Below are 15,232 nucleotides of genomic sequence, written 5' to 3' on the forward strand. Positions count from 1 at the left end.
GTGTGCATTGGTAGAAATCGCGCAGGTCATTGACGACACGACTAGGCGGCAGGGTGAGTGGGCGCCGATAGGCCATTCGGTCAATCCACTGCGGACTGGATGGCAGTCCCGTTACGTGGCCACACTCTGCCTCGTCGACCTCGCGGCCAGTGCCGGGTCGGCCGGGGTGGCGCTGAGCCTTAGATTCGGGCCGGCGACGGCGGAGCCGTACAACCGTGGTCATCTCTGGCTCACCCTTGCGCTGCCGTTCGCCTGGGTGCTGGCGCTCACCCTCAACCGAGCGTATGAATCGCGCCATCTATTCGTAGGAAATGATGAGTACGTCCGGGTCTTCCAAACCGGTCTCGCCGTTACCGCCATGTTGGCGGTCGTCTCCCTCGCGTTCGACTTCCGACTCGCCAGAGGCTACGTGATCATCGCAATGCCACTGGTCACCGTCGCCGGCGTCGCGATGCGCTACCTGGTCCGCCAGCAGCTTCACCGGTCGTGGGCCCGCGGTGAGCGGCTGCACCGGGTGATCCTGGTCGGGCACGAAACCGCCGTCGCGGAGATGACCAGGAGGCTGCGCCGCGAGTGCTACCACGGGCTCGGCGTGGTCGGCGCCTGTCTCCCGCATCTGCCGGTGGCAACCGCGGAGCCACGCGCCAGCGGGCTGCCGCCGATCCTCGGCACCTTCGCGGACGTTCCGGCGGCCGTCACGGGCGCGGGCGCGGACACGATCGTCGTGCTCTCCTGTCCCGAGATGGCGGGATCCGCCCTGCGCCGGTTGGGATGGCAACTCGAACGCGACGAGGTCGACCTGATCGTCGCCAGCAACCTCGTGGACGTGGCCGGCGACCGCACCACCGTCCGACCCGTCGACGGCCTGCCGATGCTGCACGTCGAGCACCCTCGGTTGAAGGGCGGCCGGCGGGTCGTCAAGGCGGTCTTCGACCGGGTGTCGGCGTTCCTGCTGCTGATCGTCGCCGCCCCGGTGCTGCTCGCGATCGCCGTGCTGGTCCGGATGAGCCCGGGTGCCGGCGGGCCCGCCATCTTCCGTCAGGTGCGGGTGGGCAAGAACGGCCGACCGTTCCGCATCTACAAGTTCCGGACCATGTACGTGAACGCCGAGGAACGCCTGGCGGAACTGCTCGACCGCAACGAGACCGACGGGGAGCTGTTCAAGATGCGCCAGGACCCCCGGGTGACCCGGGTCGGGCGCTGGCTGCGCCGGCTCTCGCTGGACGAGGTCCCGCAGCTCGTCAACGTGCTCAGGGGCGACATGTCGCTGGTCGGACCGCGGCCGCCGCTGCCGGGTGAGGTGGCCAACTATCCGTCGGACATGCGCCGGCGTCTGGTCGTCAAGCCCGGCCTGACCGGGCTGTGGCAGGTTTCCGGCCGGTCGGACCTGTCCTGGGAGGAGTCCATCCGACTCGACCTGTCGTACGTGGAGAACTGGTCGCTGACCATGGACCTGGTGATCCTGGTCCGCACGCTGAGCGCCGTCGTCCGGAGCTCCGGAGCCTACTGACCGCGCCGCACCCCGTCATCGCACGACTGGCGCACGCGCTGTCGGTCGCGTCCTGATCCGTCTGGAGGAAACCATGGACACCGGGTGCATCGAACCGGTGGGTTGCACTGCCCCCAAGCTCACCGTCATCGGCACCGGCTACCTGGGGGCCACCCACGCGGTGTGCATGGCCGCGCTCGGCTACCAGGTGCTCGGCGTCGACGTCGACGCGAACAAGATCGAGCGGCTGGCCGCGGGCGAGGTGCCCTTCTTCGAACCCGGGCTGCCCGAGTTGCTGGCGAAGGCGCTGGATTCGGGGCGGTTGCGCTTCACCACGTCCCTGGCCGAGGCGGCCGACTTCGGCGACGTCCATTTCCTCTGCGTAGGGACCCCGCAGGGGGCCGGTTCGTACGCGGCTGACCTGCGGCATGTCGAGGCGGCGCTGATCACGTTGGCCCGTGGCCTGCACCGACGTGCGCTGGTCGTCGGCAAGTCCACGGTTCCGGTCGGCACCGCTGCCCGGCTCACCGACCTGATGCACGCCGTCTCGCCGGCCGGCGATGCCGTGGAGCTGGCCTGGAACCCCGAGTTCCTCCGTGAGGGCTTCGCCGTCGACGACACGATGCGTCCCGACCGGTTGGTGTTCGGCGTTTCCTCCCGGTGGGCCGAGCGACGCCTGCGCGAGGTGTTCGCTCCGATGGTCGACCAGGGCTGCCCGGTGCTGGTGACGGATCCGCAGACCGCGGAGCTGGTCAAGGTCGCGGCGAACGGCTTCTTGGCCACCAAGATCTCGTACATCAACGCCATGGCAGAGGTGTGCGAGGCCAGCGGCGCGGACGTCCACGACCTGGCCACGGCCCTGGGACTCGACGAGCGGATTGGCAGCCGGTTCCTGCGTCCGGGGCTGGGCTTCGGTGGCGGGTGCCTGCCCAAGGACATCCGCGCGTTCATGCACCGGGCCGAGGAGTTGGGCGTGGGGCGGGCGGTGGCCTTCCTGGGCGAGGTGGACGGGATCAACCAGCGCAGCCGGGAACGCATGGTGGACCTGGTACGCGATCTTGCCGGCGGGGACCTGCGCGGGGTCCGGGTGGCGGCCCTGGGCGCGGCGTTCAAGCCGAACTCTGACGACATCCGGGACGCGCCCGCGCTCGACGTCGCGAGCGCCCTGCACCGGGCGGGGGCACGGGTGCGGGTCTTCGACCCGGTGGCCATGGCCAACGCGCGCCGGGCGTATCCGGCGCTCGAATACGGTGACAGCGCCTTCGATGTGGCGACCGGCGCGGACGTGGTGGTGCTGCTGACCGAGTGGTCGCAGTTCCGGGAAATCGACCCGGCGGCGCTGCGTACGGTGGTGGCGAGGCCGCGTATCGCCGACGGCCGGCACGCCCTGGACCCGGCCCGATGGCAAGCGGCGGGTTGGGAGTACCGGGCCCTTGGCCGCCCGTGAAGCGCCGGAGCGTACCGACGGCTGGGCCCGGCCGTCCGAACGGTGCCGACGGGCCACCACAGGTCCACATGCGCAGACGGCTAACCGACACCGGCCCCGGTTCACCTTTGCGTCGGGAGCGGGCACGATGAACCGCGGCGAAAACAGCGTTGTCCCGGGAAAGGCGACCGATGCAGATCTCCGTTGTCCGTCCGAGTGACCTCGGCCCGGCCGAGGTCACCGAGTGGCGGCAGATGCAGGAGTCCCAGCCGAGGCTGCAGAATCCCTTCCTCGCCCCGGAATTCGCCCTCGCGGTCGGTCGTAGCCGCCCCACTGCCCGGGTGGCGGTGCTGCAGGACGGCCCGAAGAGCGTCGGCTTCTTCCCGTATGAGGTGAGGCATCGGGTCATCGGAGTGCCGATCGGCTCCGGCATCTCCGACTGTCAAGGCCTGGTGCACCGTCCCGGCCTGGACTGGGACCCGGTCCGGCTGTTGAAGGCGTGCGGGCTGGCCGTGTGGGAGTTCGACCATCTGCTGGCCGATCAGGCACCCTTCGCGCCGTACCAGGCTCGGGTGGCCGGGTCTCCCATCATCGACCTGTCGAAGGGCTACCAGAGCTACGTCGACGACCGGATGACCGACGGGAACCTGATTCGGCAGGCGCTGCGCAAGCAGCGCCGCATGGTGCGCGAGCTCGGCGAGGAGCGGTTCGAGTGGGAGGACCGCAGCGAGGGCGTGATGCTCGCGCTGCGGCGCTGGAAGTCGGACCAGTACCGCCGGACGCAGCAGTACGACCGGTTCCGGACGCCGTGGATCCAGGCGGTGCTCACGGAGTTGTCCCAGTCCTCCGCGGCCGGCTGCCGGGCCGTCGTCTCCACGCTCTACGCCGGAGACCAGCCCGTCGCCGCCCACCTCGGGCTGCGGAGCCGGTCGGTGCTCGCCTACTGGTTCCCCGCGTACGACGTCGACCTGGCGCGGCACTCCGCCGGCATCCTGCTCTGCCTCCGCATGGCCGAGGCCGGTGCGGCCGATGGGATCGAGCACATCGACCTCGGCAAGTCCGAGGCGCTCTACAAGAGCCGGCTGTCAAATGACGAGGTGCCGGTGGCCGAGGGACGCGTCGGCCGGTCGTGGGCGGTGGCCGGCGCCCGGCGGGCACAATTCGCGCTGGCGCGCTCGGTGCGCACCGGCGCCGTCGGGGCTCGACTCCGCAGCGGCGGGACGGGCCGAATCCTGCGCGGTCTCCGCGCCAGGCTGCACGAGCGGTGACACCCGGCATTTCATGGATGGGAGCACCTGATGAGCGTTACCGAGGTGAGGGTTGCCGTCGTTGTGGTGACCTACAACAGCGAGCGGCTGCTGCCTGATCTCCTCGCGGCACTGGGCCCGGGGCTGGGCGGGTTGTCCTGGCACCTCACGGTCGCCGACAACGCCTCCGCCGACGGCACCGTGGCGGCCCTGCGTCGCCTGGCGCCCGAAGCGACCGTGGTCGAGATGGGACGCAACGCGGGCTACGCCGCCGGTATCAACGCGGCCGTGGCCGCGGCGCCGCCGCACGCGGCGGTGCTCGTGCTCAACCCCGACGTCCGGCTCCGGCCAGGCTGCGTCGAGACCCTGCTGGCCGCCCTCGGCACGAACGGCACCGGCATAGCGGTGCCGCATATCGTGGATGGTGTCGGCGCGCTCATCACGACGCTGCGCCGCGAACCCACCATCCTGCGGGCCCTCGGGGACGCCATTCTCGGGGCTCGGAGAGCCGGCCGCTATGCCGTGATCGGCGAGGTGGTGACCGACGATCGCCGGTACGCCCGGGAGACGGTCACCGACTGGGCCGAGGGTTCCACGCTGCTGATCAGTCGAGAGTGTTGGCAGCGGTGTGGCCCGTGGGACGAGTCCTTCTTCCTCTACTCGGAGGAGACCCACTTCGCCCTGCGGGCCCGGGACGCGGGTCTCGTCACGCGCTTCGTACCCGGTGCCCGCGCCGTGCACCTGGAGGGTGACTCCCGGCACTCGCCGAAGCTGTGGGCGCTGCTCACGCTCAATCGGGTACGCCTCTACCGCCGTCGGCACGGCCTGGCGTCTACCGCGGTCTACTGGTTCGTGCTCCTGGCTCGTGAGGCCAGCCGCGCCCTGCTCGGTCGGCAGACCAGCCGGGCAGCAGCGCGGGACCTGCTCAGGCCCGCGAAGATCCGGGAGGTGCCGGGGCCGGCGACCGTGCACTCCGCCGGGTGACGCCGGCTACCGCCAGCGCTTGGCCACGCTCACCAGCTCGCCCCGGATCCGTCGGGGCCAGCCTCGGCTGGCCCCGACGGCAGCCCGCAGAGTGGCGGGCGTGTCGTCGCGGCGGACGCTGAATCTCGGCTGGAGCCATGCCGCTCGCCTGGCCGGCCGGCGATCACTGGTGAAGACTGCGGTGTAGCCCAGCCGCCGGAGCTCGCCGAGCGCCCGCCGGTCGTACTGCCCGAGCGGGCAGGCGGCCGTCGTGATGTCCTGCTCGACCACCTCGACGAGACGGTACCGGGCCGTCACGAGCTCGTCGTACGTGGTCTGCTCGTCCATTCCGCGCCACGAGCGGTGGTGCAATCCGTGCGTGCCGATCGTCATGCCGTGACCCTGCAGTTCCCGTACGTCGTCTGCGTCCAGGCTGCCGGCCGTCCCGAGCCGCCCCGCCAGGACGAAGAACTCGGCCGACAGGCCGCGGGCGGTGAGCCCGGGCAGACCGATCCGCACGTCGGAGAGGTTGCCGTCGTCGAAGCTGATCCGCGCCGACGGCCAGCTGAGCAGGTCGTCCAGGATGGCGTGGAACTGGTCCGGCCGGATCCAGTAGCGCTCCTCGCCGGGCTCGAGGTCCCGGCGCGGCTCGCCGATGCCGTGGAAGCAGATGTTGACCGTGGTGCCGGTCGGCACGTGCCTACCGTCGGACTGGGGCATGCGCCTCTTCCTGTCGGGACGAGTCGTCGCGCCCCCAACCGGCCGCGCCTTCAGCGTGGCTCCGGGCGGATAGCGCGGCGAGGACCGTGATCGCCACATAGCAGAGCGCCGCCGGGGCGAGCCAGGGCCGGGGGAGGACCACGTCACGGAGCCAGGAGAGGCGGGCCGCGGGGTGGACGCGCGCCCCGACCTGGCCCTGGCCGGCGGCGGCACGCATGGCCGAGTTGCCTCTGCGGACCCGGCTTAGCCGGCGCACCAGGTCCCCGGTGCGCCGCGGGGTCGCCACCCGTGAGCTCACCGTGTCGACCTGCCGTTTCTCGGCTGCCCCGAACAAGGAGTCGAGGAAGAGGTCGTCGGCCACGAGCGCCGGGAACCGGTCAAAGCGATGCCGACCGGCCTCGGACAGTCCGATCACGCCGCGCCCGAAGAGACCGTCCCGGAAGACCGGCAAACGGCGGTGGACGCTGAAGTAGGCGCGCACCAGTATCGGCCGGCCGGTTAGGTCGAGCTCCCGGCGGACCGTCGCGGCCAGGTGCGGTCCGTCAAGCGCCGCGGCGACGGCCCGTACCCCCTGTGTGGAGAGCACGATGTCGGCGTCGAGATAGATGCGCGGGAATCCGCGCGTGGCCTCGTCCCCCGCGTTCAGGGCGGCCGGCTTGCCGGCCTCGGCGAGTTCGACGACCCGTACCCCCGGTCGCGCGGCGGCGATGGCGGCGGTCTCATCGGTGCAGCCGTTGGCGACGACGGTGACCTCGAACTCGCCGGGCGCGGCCTCGGCCAGCAGGGCATCGAGGCAGCGGCCGATGACGGCGCGCTCGTTGTGGGCGGCGATGACGATGCTGGTCACCGCGTGGTTACCCGGTCCTCGGTCGCCGCCGACGGGTGGTGCTCGGCCGGCGCCGCGTCGCCCGCCCGCGTGGCCGGTCCGGCCACCGCGCCGGCGGGGGAGGCGGGCGTGGCAACGCCGTCGGTGAGTCGCTTGGCGAGGAGCCGGCGCCACACCGCGACGTAGGCGTCGGCCTGGTGCTCCCAGGCGAGGGTCTCCCGGAAGCGGGCCAGCCCGACGGCCCGCATCTGCGCCCGGCGAGCCGGATCGTCCAGCAGCTCGTCGATGGCCTCGGCGAACTCCTCCGGTGCACCGGTGGGGACGTAGGCGCCGGCCTCACCCACGCTGCGACGGGTCTCGAGGAGGTCCACCGCCACGACCGGCACACCACGGCCGAGGTACTCGACGGTCTTGGCCATGGTGGACAGTTCGTTCATCCGGGTCGGCAGGTCGGGCTGGATCGCGACCGTCGCGGTGCGCAGCAGTTCGTCGACGGCCACACCGTCGAGCCAACCGGTGAACTCCACGACGTCCGTCAGGCCCCGGTCCGTGGCGAGCCTGGCCAGCGCCGGCATGCTCTCGCCGTCGCCGGCGAGCACCATGCGCCAGCCGGTACGCCCGCGGCGACGGATCAACTGCTCGGCGGCCAGCACGGCTCCCTCCACGTTGTCCTGTGGTCCGAAGACACCGAGATAGACCACCTTCTGGTCGGCCTGGCGGCCATCCGCCGGGTCGGTGGTTTCGCCCGGCTCGGCGACCTCCCCCCGGGTCGGACCGTTGCGGACCACCGTCACCCGTGCCGGCGAGACGCCACGCCGTACGGCGTTGTCCCTGAACGACTCGTTGGTGGCCACGACCTCGGTGGCCGTATGCAGGGTCAGCCACTCGAAGGCCCGGAGAACCCGGAAGGCCCACTTGTTCGGGGTGCCGACGCGGGACGCGTAGACCTCGGGGCATAGGTCGTGGTGGTCGAAGACCCAAGGGCGGCCCAGGGCCCGCAGCAGCAGCGCCAGCGGCCAGTAGACATCGGGCGGGTTGCACACCTGCACCGCGTGCGCCCGTCCACCGAGCACCTCGGCCAGCAGGCGGACGGCGATCCAGAGGAACGACCAGGCGAATTCGACGCCGTACGAAAGTACCCCGTGGCCGTAGACAAAGGTTGGATAGGGGCGTAGCCGAGTGCTCCGACTGCCCGGCAAAGTGCGCAGGCTTTTGTCGCCACGTGGCGCGATGACGGTGACGTCGAAGCCATATGCCTCGAGGCTCAGGCATTCCCTGATGACTCGGCGATCGCGTTCGGCGGGAAGGTTGGCCACGAGGATGGTGATGTGGGGCCGGGAATTGATCACGTCCGGGTCACCTCGGTTCACGTTCGAGCTGATTCCCTGCGTACGCTCCCCGCCGCTGATTGAGTAAACAATCAACCGTTGGGTCGCCCGGCGTGTCGGGATGTTTACAGAGGACTCACCGAATGTGCCCGTTTCCTGGCCCTGACCTGCGGCAACGTCGGCAACTCTGATGCGGACGATCGGTCACCGGGTCACGTTCACCGATCGGCGCGTGCCGCGGCGGCGGAGAAATTCGTCGGTCCAGAGGGTCACCGCCAGGGTCGCGATGACGCCGAGCAGCCCGGCGCCGACCAGGGCCCGTGACGGCGAGTGGGGCTGCAACGTCGCGCTCGGCGGGACGAGGACGGCGGTGGTGATGCGCAGTTGCCGAGCCACCTTCCACCGGTCCTGCAAGCTCTTGAGCTCCTGCTCGAAGGCGTCCCTGAGCACGGCGAGCGCGCGCAGCCCACTCTCCTCGTCGGATGCGATCGTCGTCATGGTCATCGAGCCGATCACGTACCGGGGCTCCTGGTTGGTGCCGGTGTTGCGGGGCTGGAAAGCGTACGGACCGGTCACTCCCGCCGTCCGCAGGCGCGCCTTCGCGTCGGGCGTGCTCAGCCGCTGCGCCACCGCCGCTCCGGTGATCGAAATCGACGGGTAGAGCCCGGTCATCGGGTTGGGCGCGTAGGGCGAGACCGGCGGCTGCATCACGACGACCTCCGAGGCGAGGTAACGCGGCGTGACCTGGGGCGCGCCCAGGCCGGCCAGCGCGGTGACCACCAGGCCGGTGGCGACGAGATACCACCGCCGACGCAGCGTCGCCAAGACATCAGACATATACACGCCCTTCGGGTCCTTTCTGGTCCGCTCGCCGCTTATGCTGTGTGACGACTCAGGCGTGGAGGATGCCACGGGGCATGGACGAATGCAGCAAGCAACTCGACCGGATCGGCGGTAGCCGTCGTGCCTCCGGTCTGTATAGCTTGACTTCGACCTTCGGCGCGGAACCGTCCCCGGTGTCGAGGAATGCTCTTTCAATTACCGACGACTGACGTCCTAGAGAAGTTGGAGGGGCGTCGTGGACCTAGGCGAGATCCTCTCGGTGGCTCGCGCCCGCTGGTACATCCTCCTGCCGATGATGGTCCTGGCGGTCGGGCTCGGCATTGCCGCCTTCGTGCTGGTGCCGACCTCGTACCAGTCGACCACCACCGTCAGCCTGCTCAGCTCGCCGGTCGCGACCGATGCAGCCACGCCGGGCGAGCACAACGACAACCCGTTCCTCAACTTCAACGGTTCCCTGGTCGCCACCGCCGACTTCCTCGGTCGCAGCCTCCAATCCACCGATGCCCAGGCGGAGCTGCTCAAGATGGGGGTGACCGAGGACTTCGAGGTCGGGCTGGCCGAGGGCGCGCAGGGACCCTTCCTGACCTTCACCATCACCGGCACGGACCAGGCCCACCTGCTCGCCTCGACCGCGACGATCGCGCGGTACGCCGAGGCCAAGCTGGCGAAGATCCAGTCGGAGAACGACGTCAAGGAGCGGGACATGATCCGGATGACCGAGATCATCCCGCCACAGAAGCCCGAACCGCAGCTCAAGGACAAGCTCAAGTTGGTGATCGCGGCCGGTGGCGGCACCGCCGCGCTCGCCCTGCTGCTGACGTTCGTGGTGGAGAGCCTGGCGCGGTCCCGCCAGCGACGCCAGGAGCTGGCCGCCGCCGCCGCGCCCGCCCCGGTCGCTGCCGGCGGCTCCGCCAACGTGCCCGGCCGACCGGCCCCGGCCCGGCCCCCGCAGCGGCCGCCGAACCCCGAGCGGGACGACCGTGCCGCCCAGGGAAAGCCCGCGGTGGCCACGAACGGCGTCGAGGGTCGCGGCAATCGCGGCGGAGCCGACGAGACGGTGATCCTCAGGCGGCCCGGGACGGGGCCGGCTCCGCGGCCGGAGAGCGGGGCGTGGAAAGCCTCGCCGTCGGGGCCGCCGTCCACCACGTACCGGTCCTCGGAGAGGTCCCACCACAGAGGCCAGAATGTCGACCGGCTTAACGGAACCTAGTTTTTCCGCCGCGGTCCCGGCGCCGCGGCGAGCCAGCCGGGTCTACCTCTCCCAGCAGCGCCTCGCCAGCCTCGGACCCCATTCGCTGCTGACCCTCTACGTCGTTTTCCTGATGCTCGTGCCGTCCCGGTTGGTCTTCCCTGGCATCGGGGCAACCGGGACGGTGGCGAGCCTGTTCGTCCTCGTCGGCCTGGTGTGGTTTCTGGCCAGTTGGCTGATGCGGCGGGCTCGGCCGGCGCCGTTCACCCGGGCGCCCCGGCTCGCTCTCTTCGGCGTCGCGGTGGCCGTGCTGCTCAGCTACGTCGCCGCCGCCCGACGGGACGCGGAGCCGCTGGAGGTGAGCGCCGCCGATCGGGGGCTGATCCAGCTCCTGGTGTGGACGTCCATCGTGCTCCTCGCCACGTCGATCCGGAACTACGACCACCTCGACCGGCTGTTGCGGGTCTTCGTGCGGTGCTGCACCGTCATCGCGGTCGTCGCCCTGGGCGAGTTCGTGCTGGGGACGAGCCTGACCGCCTGGATCCAGATCCCGGGGATGTCGAGCGGCGCCCAGGAACTGGTCACCAGGGGTGCCTTCGTCCGGCCCACCGCGACCGCCGCGAACACCCTCGAACTCGCCGCCGTCATGGCCCTGGCGCTGCCGTTCGCCCTCCAGCAGGCATTCCACGGGGGTGAGCGCAAGGCGATGCGCCGCTGGTTGCCGGTCGTGCTGATCGCGATGGGCGCCATCACCACCGTCTCCCGGACCTCCGTGGTGGGTCTGGGCGTGGTGCTGCTCGTGCTCCTGCCGACCTGGAACGCGCGGCGGATCGGGTGGACGTTCGCCACCGTGCTGCCGTCGCTGGCCGTGGCGAGGCTGGCGCTGCCGGGCCTCTTCGTGACGATCATGGGCCTCTTCACCGCGATGTTGAACGGCGGCGACAACAGCACCCAGTCCCGCACCGCGACGAGCGCGGGCGTCAACGCCTACATCGTCGAGCGACTCTGGACGGGCCGGGGTTTCGGCACCTTCCTGCCGCTGATGTACCGCTACACCGACAACCAGTATTTGCTTGCCCTGTTGGAGATGGGCGTCGTCGGCGTGGTGAGCATCGTTCTCGTCTACGTCACCACGCTGCACTGCGGCGGCGCCGGCCGGCGGCGGTTCACCGATCCGGCCCGCCGGGAGACCGGCCAGGCCTTCGTAGCTGTCGGATTCGTGATGCTGGTGGTGACCTTTACCTTCGACACGCTTAGCTTCCCGATGGTGGCCGGGACGTCGTTCCTGTTTCTCGGTCTTTCGGGCGCGTACCTCGGCATCGCCCGCTCCGAGGAGTTCAAGAGGGGAGACCCGGCTCTGTGACGGACCTGAACCAGAAGGTCGCCGCGGCGACCCGATGGAGCATGATCAACACCATCGTACGTCGAGGGGGCACGTTCGCGACCGGCGTCGTGCTGGCGCGGCTGTTCTTCGGGCCGTACGAGTGGGGGCTGTACGCCGTCGGGTCGCTGGTCCTGGCGATGCTGCTCTCCCTGAACGAGATGGGCGTCAGCCTGGCCCTCGTGCGCTGGAACGGCGACATCAAGCGGTTCGCGCCGACCGTCCTGACGTTGTCGACTATCTCCAGCAGCGCCTTCTATCTCGTGCTCTTCGTCACGGCGCCGACGGTGGCGCGCCTGCTGGGGTCGCCAGAGGCGACGGCGATGCTGCGGCTGCTCTGCCTCACCGTGGTCATCGACGGCATCGCCTGTGTGCCGATCGGCAAGCTGAACCGGGAGTTCCAGCAGTTCCGGCGCACCGTTGTCGACGTCGCCAACTTCCTCGTGAACACCGCCGTCACGATCGCCCTGGCCGCCGCCGGGATGGGGGCGATAGCCTTCGCGTGGGGCTCGCTCGCGGGCAACATGGTGGCGCTGGTCGGGTTCGCGCTCTGTGCCCCCGACATGCTGCGATTCGGCTGGGACCGGACGCAGGCCGTCCGGTTGCTGCGGTTCGGGCTTCCCCTGGCGTCGGCGAGTCTGCTCACCCTCGGCATCGTCAACGTCGACTCCGTCGTCGTCGGCTCGGTGCTCGGTCCGGCCGCGCTCGGCCTGTACGCGATGGCCTTCAACATGTCGAGCTGGCCGGTCCGGATCGTGTCGGACACCGTCCGCCGGGTGTCGTACGCCGGTTTCTCCCGCCTCGCGGATTCGCCGGAGGCGTTCGCCGCCGGCTTCCAGCGGGCGCTGGCCATGGTGCTGGCCGCCGCCGTGCCCTGCTGCGTGCTGCTGGGGGTGCTCGCCGACCCGGTCGTCCGCCTGGTGTACGGCGACCAGTGGGCCGGGGCGGCGGTGGCGCTGCAGTTCCTGGTGGGGCTGGGCCTGATCCGGGTCGCCGTCGACCTGGCGTACGACTGCCTGGCCACCCGGGTGCGCAAGACCCTGATGCTGATGCAGGCCTGGTGGCTGTTCAGCCTGACTCCGGTGCTCCTGTTGTTCGCCCACCGGCTCGGCATCGCGGGCGTGGCCGCCGGGCAGGTGGTGGTGGCCGGTCTGCTCGTCACGCCGGTTTTCGTCGTGGTGCTGTCCCGGTTGGGCATCCGGCCCGCGCTGATGCTGCGCGCCTGCGTCCGGCCGGCGCTCGGCGGGGTGGCGGTGGGCGCCCTGGCCTGGGGGATGCACCTCGTCCTCGGCGGCGGCTTCCTCCCGCTGGCAATCATCGGGCTGGCCGCAGTGGCGGTCTATCTGCCCTTCGTCCGGCCGCTGCTGCGCAGCGGCCGGGCGGACCGGTCGCAACCCGGCCGCGAGGCGGAGCCTCACGGTGAAAAGCCGTTGGCGACGGTCACACGGAGCTGAGTGGAGACTCATAGATGAGTTGGGTGAAGCGGCGCCTGCGCGCCACCTTTGGCTGGCTGCCTCTCGAGGAGTTGCGCAACAAGGTGCTGCTCGGGCACACCGCGGTCGGGCTCTACCGGTTCGAACGGTCCGAGATCGCCCGGTTGCTGGCCACGCTGCCCGGCGGCGTCAAGCCCCGGGCCCTGGTGGCGACGATCGTGTTGACCTACAAACGGCCGGATGGATTGCGGCGGGCGGTGGAGTCGGTGCTGGCCCAGACCGTGACCGACCACGTCGTCATCGTGGTCGACGACGGCGGCGGCCAGATCCCCGAACTGCCGGCCGACCCCCGCCTGCACGTGGTCAGCCTGCGCCGCAACATCAACGTGCTGGGGATCAGCCGCAACATCGGGATGGGCCTGGCGGATTCCCGGTTCGTGGCGTTCCTCGACGACGACAACGCCTGGCATCCGCATCACCTGCAGACCGCGCTCGCTCGGCTGCAGGACGACGACCCGTCGCGCCCACGGCCGGACGGGGTCTACACCGCGATGCGCCGGGTGACGCCGGACGGGCTCCAGCGCGACATCCTCTCCGTGGCGTTCGACCGCAAGCTCGCCTGGGAGAAGTGCTTTTTGGATTCCAACCCCTTCGTGGCGAGACGGTCGTCGGACCTGGTGTTCAGCCGGCTGCGCCGCAGTTCCACCGTGGCGCCGAAGGAGGACTGGGAGCTGATCTACCGGTTCAGCCGGCGCCACCGGGTGGAGCACATCCCCGAGCCGACGGTCGACTACGTGATCAACCCGAATAGCTACTGGACGGCCTGGGAACGGACCTAGGTCGGGGGGGCCGGAAGGAGGTCGGGTGTCGATGCCGGGGAAGAGGCGTAGCACCGGCAGGCGTTGGCCGGTCCTGGCGGCGGCCGGCGCGCTCCTGGTCGGGGCCGCCGTCACGGTGGTGGCACTGGACCGCGGCGTGGCCGAGCCGACCGGCTGCGCGATCCCGGCGCGGTGCCAGGCGGCCACCGCTGCCGGGGCCACGTCCGCGCCGACCCGCACCACGCCGGCCACTCCCGCGCCGACCCCCACCGCGGCGGGATCCGCACCTGCCTCCGCCACGGCGCGAGCCGCCGACCCCACCGGTGGTGGCCGCTATCCCGCTCGCTTCTCAGTCGGCGCACCGGGCGTCGGGCGTTACCGGCAGTCGGACGCCCAGCTGCCCGTGCCACGCGGCTACCGGGTGTACGAACCGCACGACGGGGCCAGCAAGGAATGGGACCTGTACGACTGCAAGGGCACGGTCAACCTGGACCGGATCTACTTCCGTGCCTTCATCTACATCGGCACCGACTGTCACGGCACGGTCAACATCACGAACTCGATAATTGCGCCGCCGCCGGGCTCGGCCAACCGGGCCATCCTGGTCAACGCCAACTCTGCCGGCCGCCTCACGCTGAACATCAGGAACACGACCATCCGGCCGGAGCCGGTCGCCGGCGGGCAGCAGAACGCCGCGCTGACCGATCACGCGATCAACGACTGTGCCACCTGCACGATCCGGATCAGCGGCGTGGACGTGGCGAACACCGGCGGCATGTGCCTGTGCGGAGCCAACGTCACCATCGAGCGGAGCTGGCTCCACGACAACTACATCGCCCACCTCGCCGACCCGTCCCAGGCGCACACCGGGGGCGTCTTCCCGTACGGCGGCAGTGGACCGGTGACCATCAGCAACAGCCGCCTGGAACCGGGGGTCGACGCCTTCACCGGAAAGGAGGTGCCGGGCTACTGGAAGGCGATTACCGCAGTGTTGTTCACGCAGAGTGAGGGCCCCTCCACTTTGCGGGATTACCTGGTGCGGGACAGCTTCATCTCGCTCGGCGCATTCGGCCTGTACGCCCAGGACGGGATCGGCCTGCGGCTGCGCGACAATGTCTTCGGCCCCACCCATTGGGGGCACACCAGCCAATGCGGTGCGGACTGCTCGGTTACGTATGCGGAGTGGTTCAACAATGTCGTGGGTTCGATTGACGGTACGCCCACCGGTAAGGCGGTGCCCCGACCGTCCTGACCGGATTCCGTCCGGTCGGCTGCGCGTGGCGAGCCGAGTGGCTGCGCGTCGGGAACGATCATCCGCCGATACTCGGCGCGATACTGACCGAATGGTGTCGCGGCGCGACACCTGCAGATCTGGTATCTCCCCGGCGCTTACGTACGCTCAGTAGCGTCCGGCGGCCCTCCTTTGAGAAGCAGGCGATCCGTTATGAGGTCTCGGGTGTTTCGGGTCGCGGTAGCGGCCGCCACGGGAGCAGCCTTGGTGCTGGTTCCCGCGTCAGCAAGTTCAGCTGTGTCCGATCCTTGTGGCACCGGCTCCAACCCTGTTGTCTG

13 protein-coding genes are annotated in these 15,232 nt (G+C 70.3%); 9 read left to right on the top strand and 4 right to left on the bottom strand.

Translation table 11 applies throughout. From position 1 onward, the window contains the following. Positions 1 to 115 precede the first annotated feature (115 nt). From ABZU69_RS11600 to ABZU69_RS11615, 4 genes are all read left to right on the top strand, one after another. Entirely contained in the window at positions 116 to 1,510 is a 1,395-nt protein-coding gene (locus ABZU69_RS11600; protein ID WP_354964297.1) for a sugar transferase, read from the top strand. A 73-nt stretch (positions 1,511 to 1,583) separates the two neighbouring features. Beyond that, entirely contained in the window at positions 1,584 to 2,936 is a 1,353-nt protein-coding gene (locus ABZU69_RS11605) for a UDP-glucose/GDP-mannose dehydrogenase family protein (protein WP_354964298.1), read from the top strand. Between the two features lie 170 nt (positions 2,937 to 3,106). Next, positions 3,107 to 4,183: a GNAT family N-acetyltransferase gene (locus tag ABZU69_RS11610; protein WP_354964299.1), complete on the top strand. Its 1,077-nt coding sequence runs from the start codon at positions 3,107 to 3,109 to the stop codon at positions 4,181 to 4,183. 30 nt (positions 4,184 to 4,213) lie between these two features. Further along, positions 4,214 to 5,146 (top strand): glycosyltransferase family 2 protein, encoded by a 933-nt coding sequence (locus ABZU69_RS11615; RefSeq protein ID WP_354964300.1) that lies wholly within the window; start codon positions 4,214 to 4,216, stop codon positions 5,144 to 5,146. Between the two features lie 6 nt (positions 5,147 to 5,152). On the opposite strand, the gene ABZU69_RS11620 is transcribed toward ABZU69_RS11615, so the two are convergent. From ABZU69_RS11620 to ABZU69_RS11635, 4 genes are all read right to left on the bottom strand, one after another. Then, the gene (locus ABZU69_RS11620) at positions 5,153 to 5,845 is read right to left on the bottom strand and encodes a polysaccharide deacetylase family protein (protein WP_354964301.1); all 693 of its coding nucleotides are present in this window, start codon (positions 5,843 to 5,845) and stop codon (positions 5,153 to 5,155) included. Beyond that, positions 5,826 to 6,692 carry a glycosyltransferase gene (locus ABZU69_RS11625; protein ID WP_354964302.1) on the bottom strand — a complete coding sequence of 289 codons (867 nt, stop codon included), beginning with the start codon at positions 6,690 to 6,692 and terminating at the stop codon, positions 5,826 to 5,828. The genes ABZU69_RS11620 and ABZU69_RS11625 overlap by 20 nt, the downstream gene beginning before the upstream one ends. After that, on the bottom strand, positions 6,689 to 8,020 hold the full coding sequence (locus ABZU69_RS11630; protein WP_354964303.1) for a glycosyltransferase family 4 protein: 1,332 nt from the start codon (positions 8,018 to 8,020) through the stop codon (positions 6,689 to 6,691). Before ABZU69_RS11630 ends, ABZU69_RS11625 begins: the two co-directional genes overlap by 4 nt. Positions 8,021 to 8,203: 183 nt before the next feature. Continuing rightward, positions 8,204 to 8,836 (bottom strand): hypothetical protein, encoded by a 633-nt coding sequence (locus tag ABZU69_RS11635; RefSeq protein WP_354964304.1) that lies wholly within the window; start codon positions 8,834 to 8,836, stop codon positions 8,204 to 8,206. A 241-nt stretch (positions 8,837 to 9,077) separates the two neighbouring features. On the opposite strand from ABZU69_RS11635, the gene ABZU69_RS11640 reads away from it, so the two are divergent. The 5 genes from ABZU69_RS11640 to ABZU69_RS11660 are packed head-to-tail and all read left to right on the top strand — an operon-like array spanning position 9,078 to position 14,915. After that, positions 9,078 to 10,052 carry a hypothetical protein gene (locus tag ABZU69_RS11640; RefSeq protein ID WP_354964305.1) on the top strand — a complete coding sequence of 325 codons (975 nt, stop codon included), beginning with the start codon at positions 9,078 to 9,080 and terminating at the stop codon, positions 10,050 to 10,052. Beyond that, positions 10,027 to 11,394 carry an O-antigen ligase family protein gene (locus tag ABZU69_RS11645; RefSeq protein WP_354964306.1) on the top strand — a complete coding sequence of 456 codons (1,368 nt, stop codon included), beginning with the start codon at positions 10,027 to 10,029 and terminating at the stop codon, positions 11,392 to 11,394. Before ABZU69_RS11640 ends, ABZU69_RS11645 begins: the two co-directional genes overlap by 26 nt. After that, on the top strand, positions 11,391 to 12,866 hold the full coding sequence (locus ABZU69_RS11650; RefSeq protein WP_354964307.1) for an oligosaccharide flippase family protein: 1,476 nt from the start codon (positions 11,391 to 11,393) through the stop codon (positions 12,864 to 12,866). Before ABZU69_RS11645 ends, ABZU69_RS11650 begins: the two co-directional genes overlap by 4 nt. 14 nt (positions 12,867 to 12,880) lie before the next feature. After that, positions 12,881 to 13,684, top strand: a complete 804-nt coding sequence (locus ABZU69_RS11655; RefSeq protein ID WP_354964308.1) for a glycosyltransferase family A protein — start codon at positions 12,881 to 12,883, stop codon at positions 13,682 to 13,684. A 25-nt stretch (positions 13,685 to 13,709) separates the two neighbouring features. Next, positions 13,710 to 14,915, top strand: coding sequence for a hypothetical protein (locus ABZU69_RS11660; RefSeq protein ID WP_354964309.1), 1,206 nt, complete (start codon positions 13,710 to 13,712; stop codon positions 14,913 to 14,915). Positions 14,916 to 15,232 lie beyond the last annotated feature (317 nt).

The sequence above is a fragment of the Micromonospora sp. NPDC005206 genome, assembly GCF_040608175.1.
Classification (GTDB): Bacteria; Actinomycetota; Actinomycetes; order Mycobacteriales; family Micromonosporaceae; genus Micromonospora.

Excerpts from the sequence above, each read along its gene's own strand:
- ABZU69_RS11605 (WP_354964298.1), top strand. The coding sequence starts at position 1,584 with ATGGACACCGGGTGCATCGAACCGGTGGGTTGCACTGCCCCCAAGCTC.
- ABZU69_RS11610 (WP_354964299.1), top strand. The coding sequence starts at position 3,107 with ATGCAGATCTCCGTTGTCCGTCCGAGTGACCTCGGCCCGGCCGAGGTC.
- ABZU69_RS11615 (WP_354964300.1), top strand. The coding sequence starts at position 4,214 with ATGAGCGTTACCGAGGTGAGGGTTGCCGTCGTTGTGGTGACCTACAAC.
- ABZU69_RS11620 (WP_354964301.1), bottom strand. The coding sequence starts at position 5,845 with ATGCCCCAGTCCGACGGTAGGCACGTGCCGACCGGCACCACGGTCAAC.
- ABZU69_RS11635 (WP_354964304.1), bottom strand. The coding sequence starts at position 8,836 with ATGTCTGATGTCTTGGCGACGCTGCGTCGGCGGTGGTATCTCGTCGCC.
- ABZU69_RS11645 (WP_354964306.1), top strand. The coding sequence starts at position 10,027 with ATGTCGACCGGCTTAACGGAACCTAGTTTTTCCGCCGCGGTCCCGGCG.
- ABZU69_RS11655 (WP_354964308.1), top strand. The coding sequence starts at position 12,881 with ATGAGTTGGGTGAAGCGGCGCCTGCGCGCCACCTTTGGCTGGCTGCCT.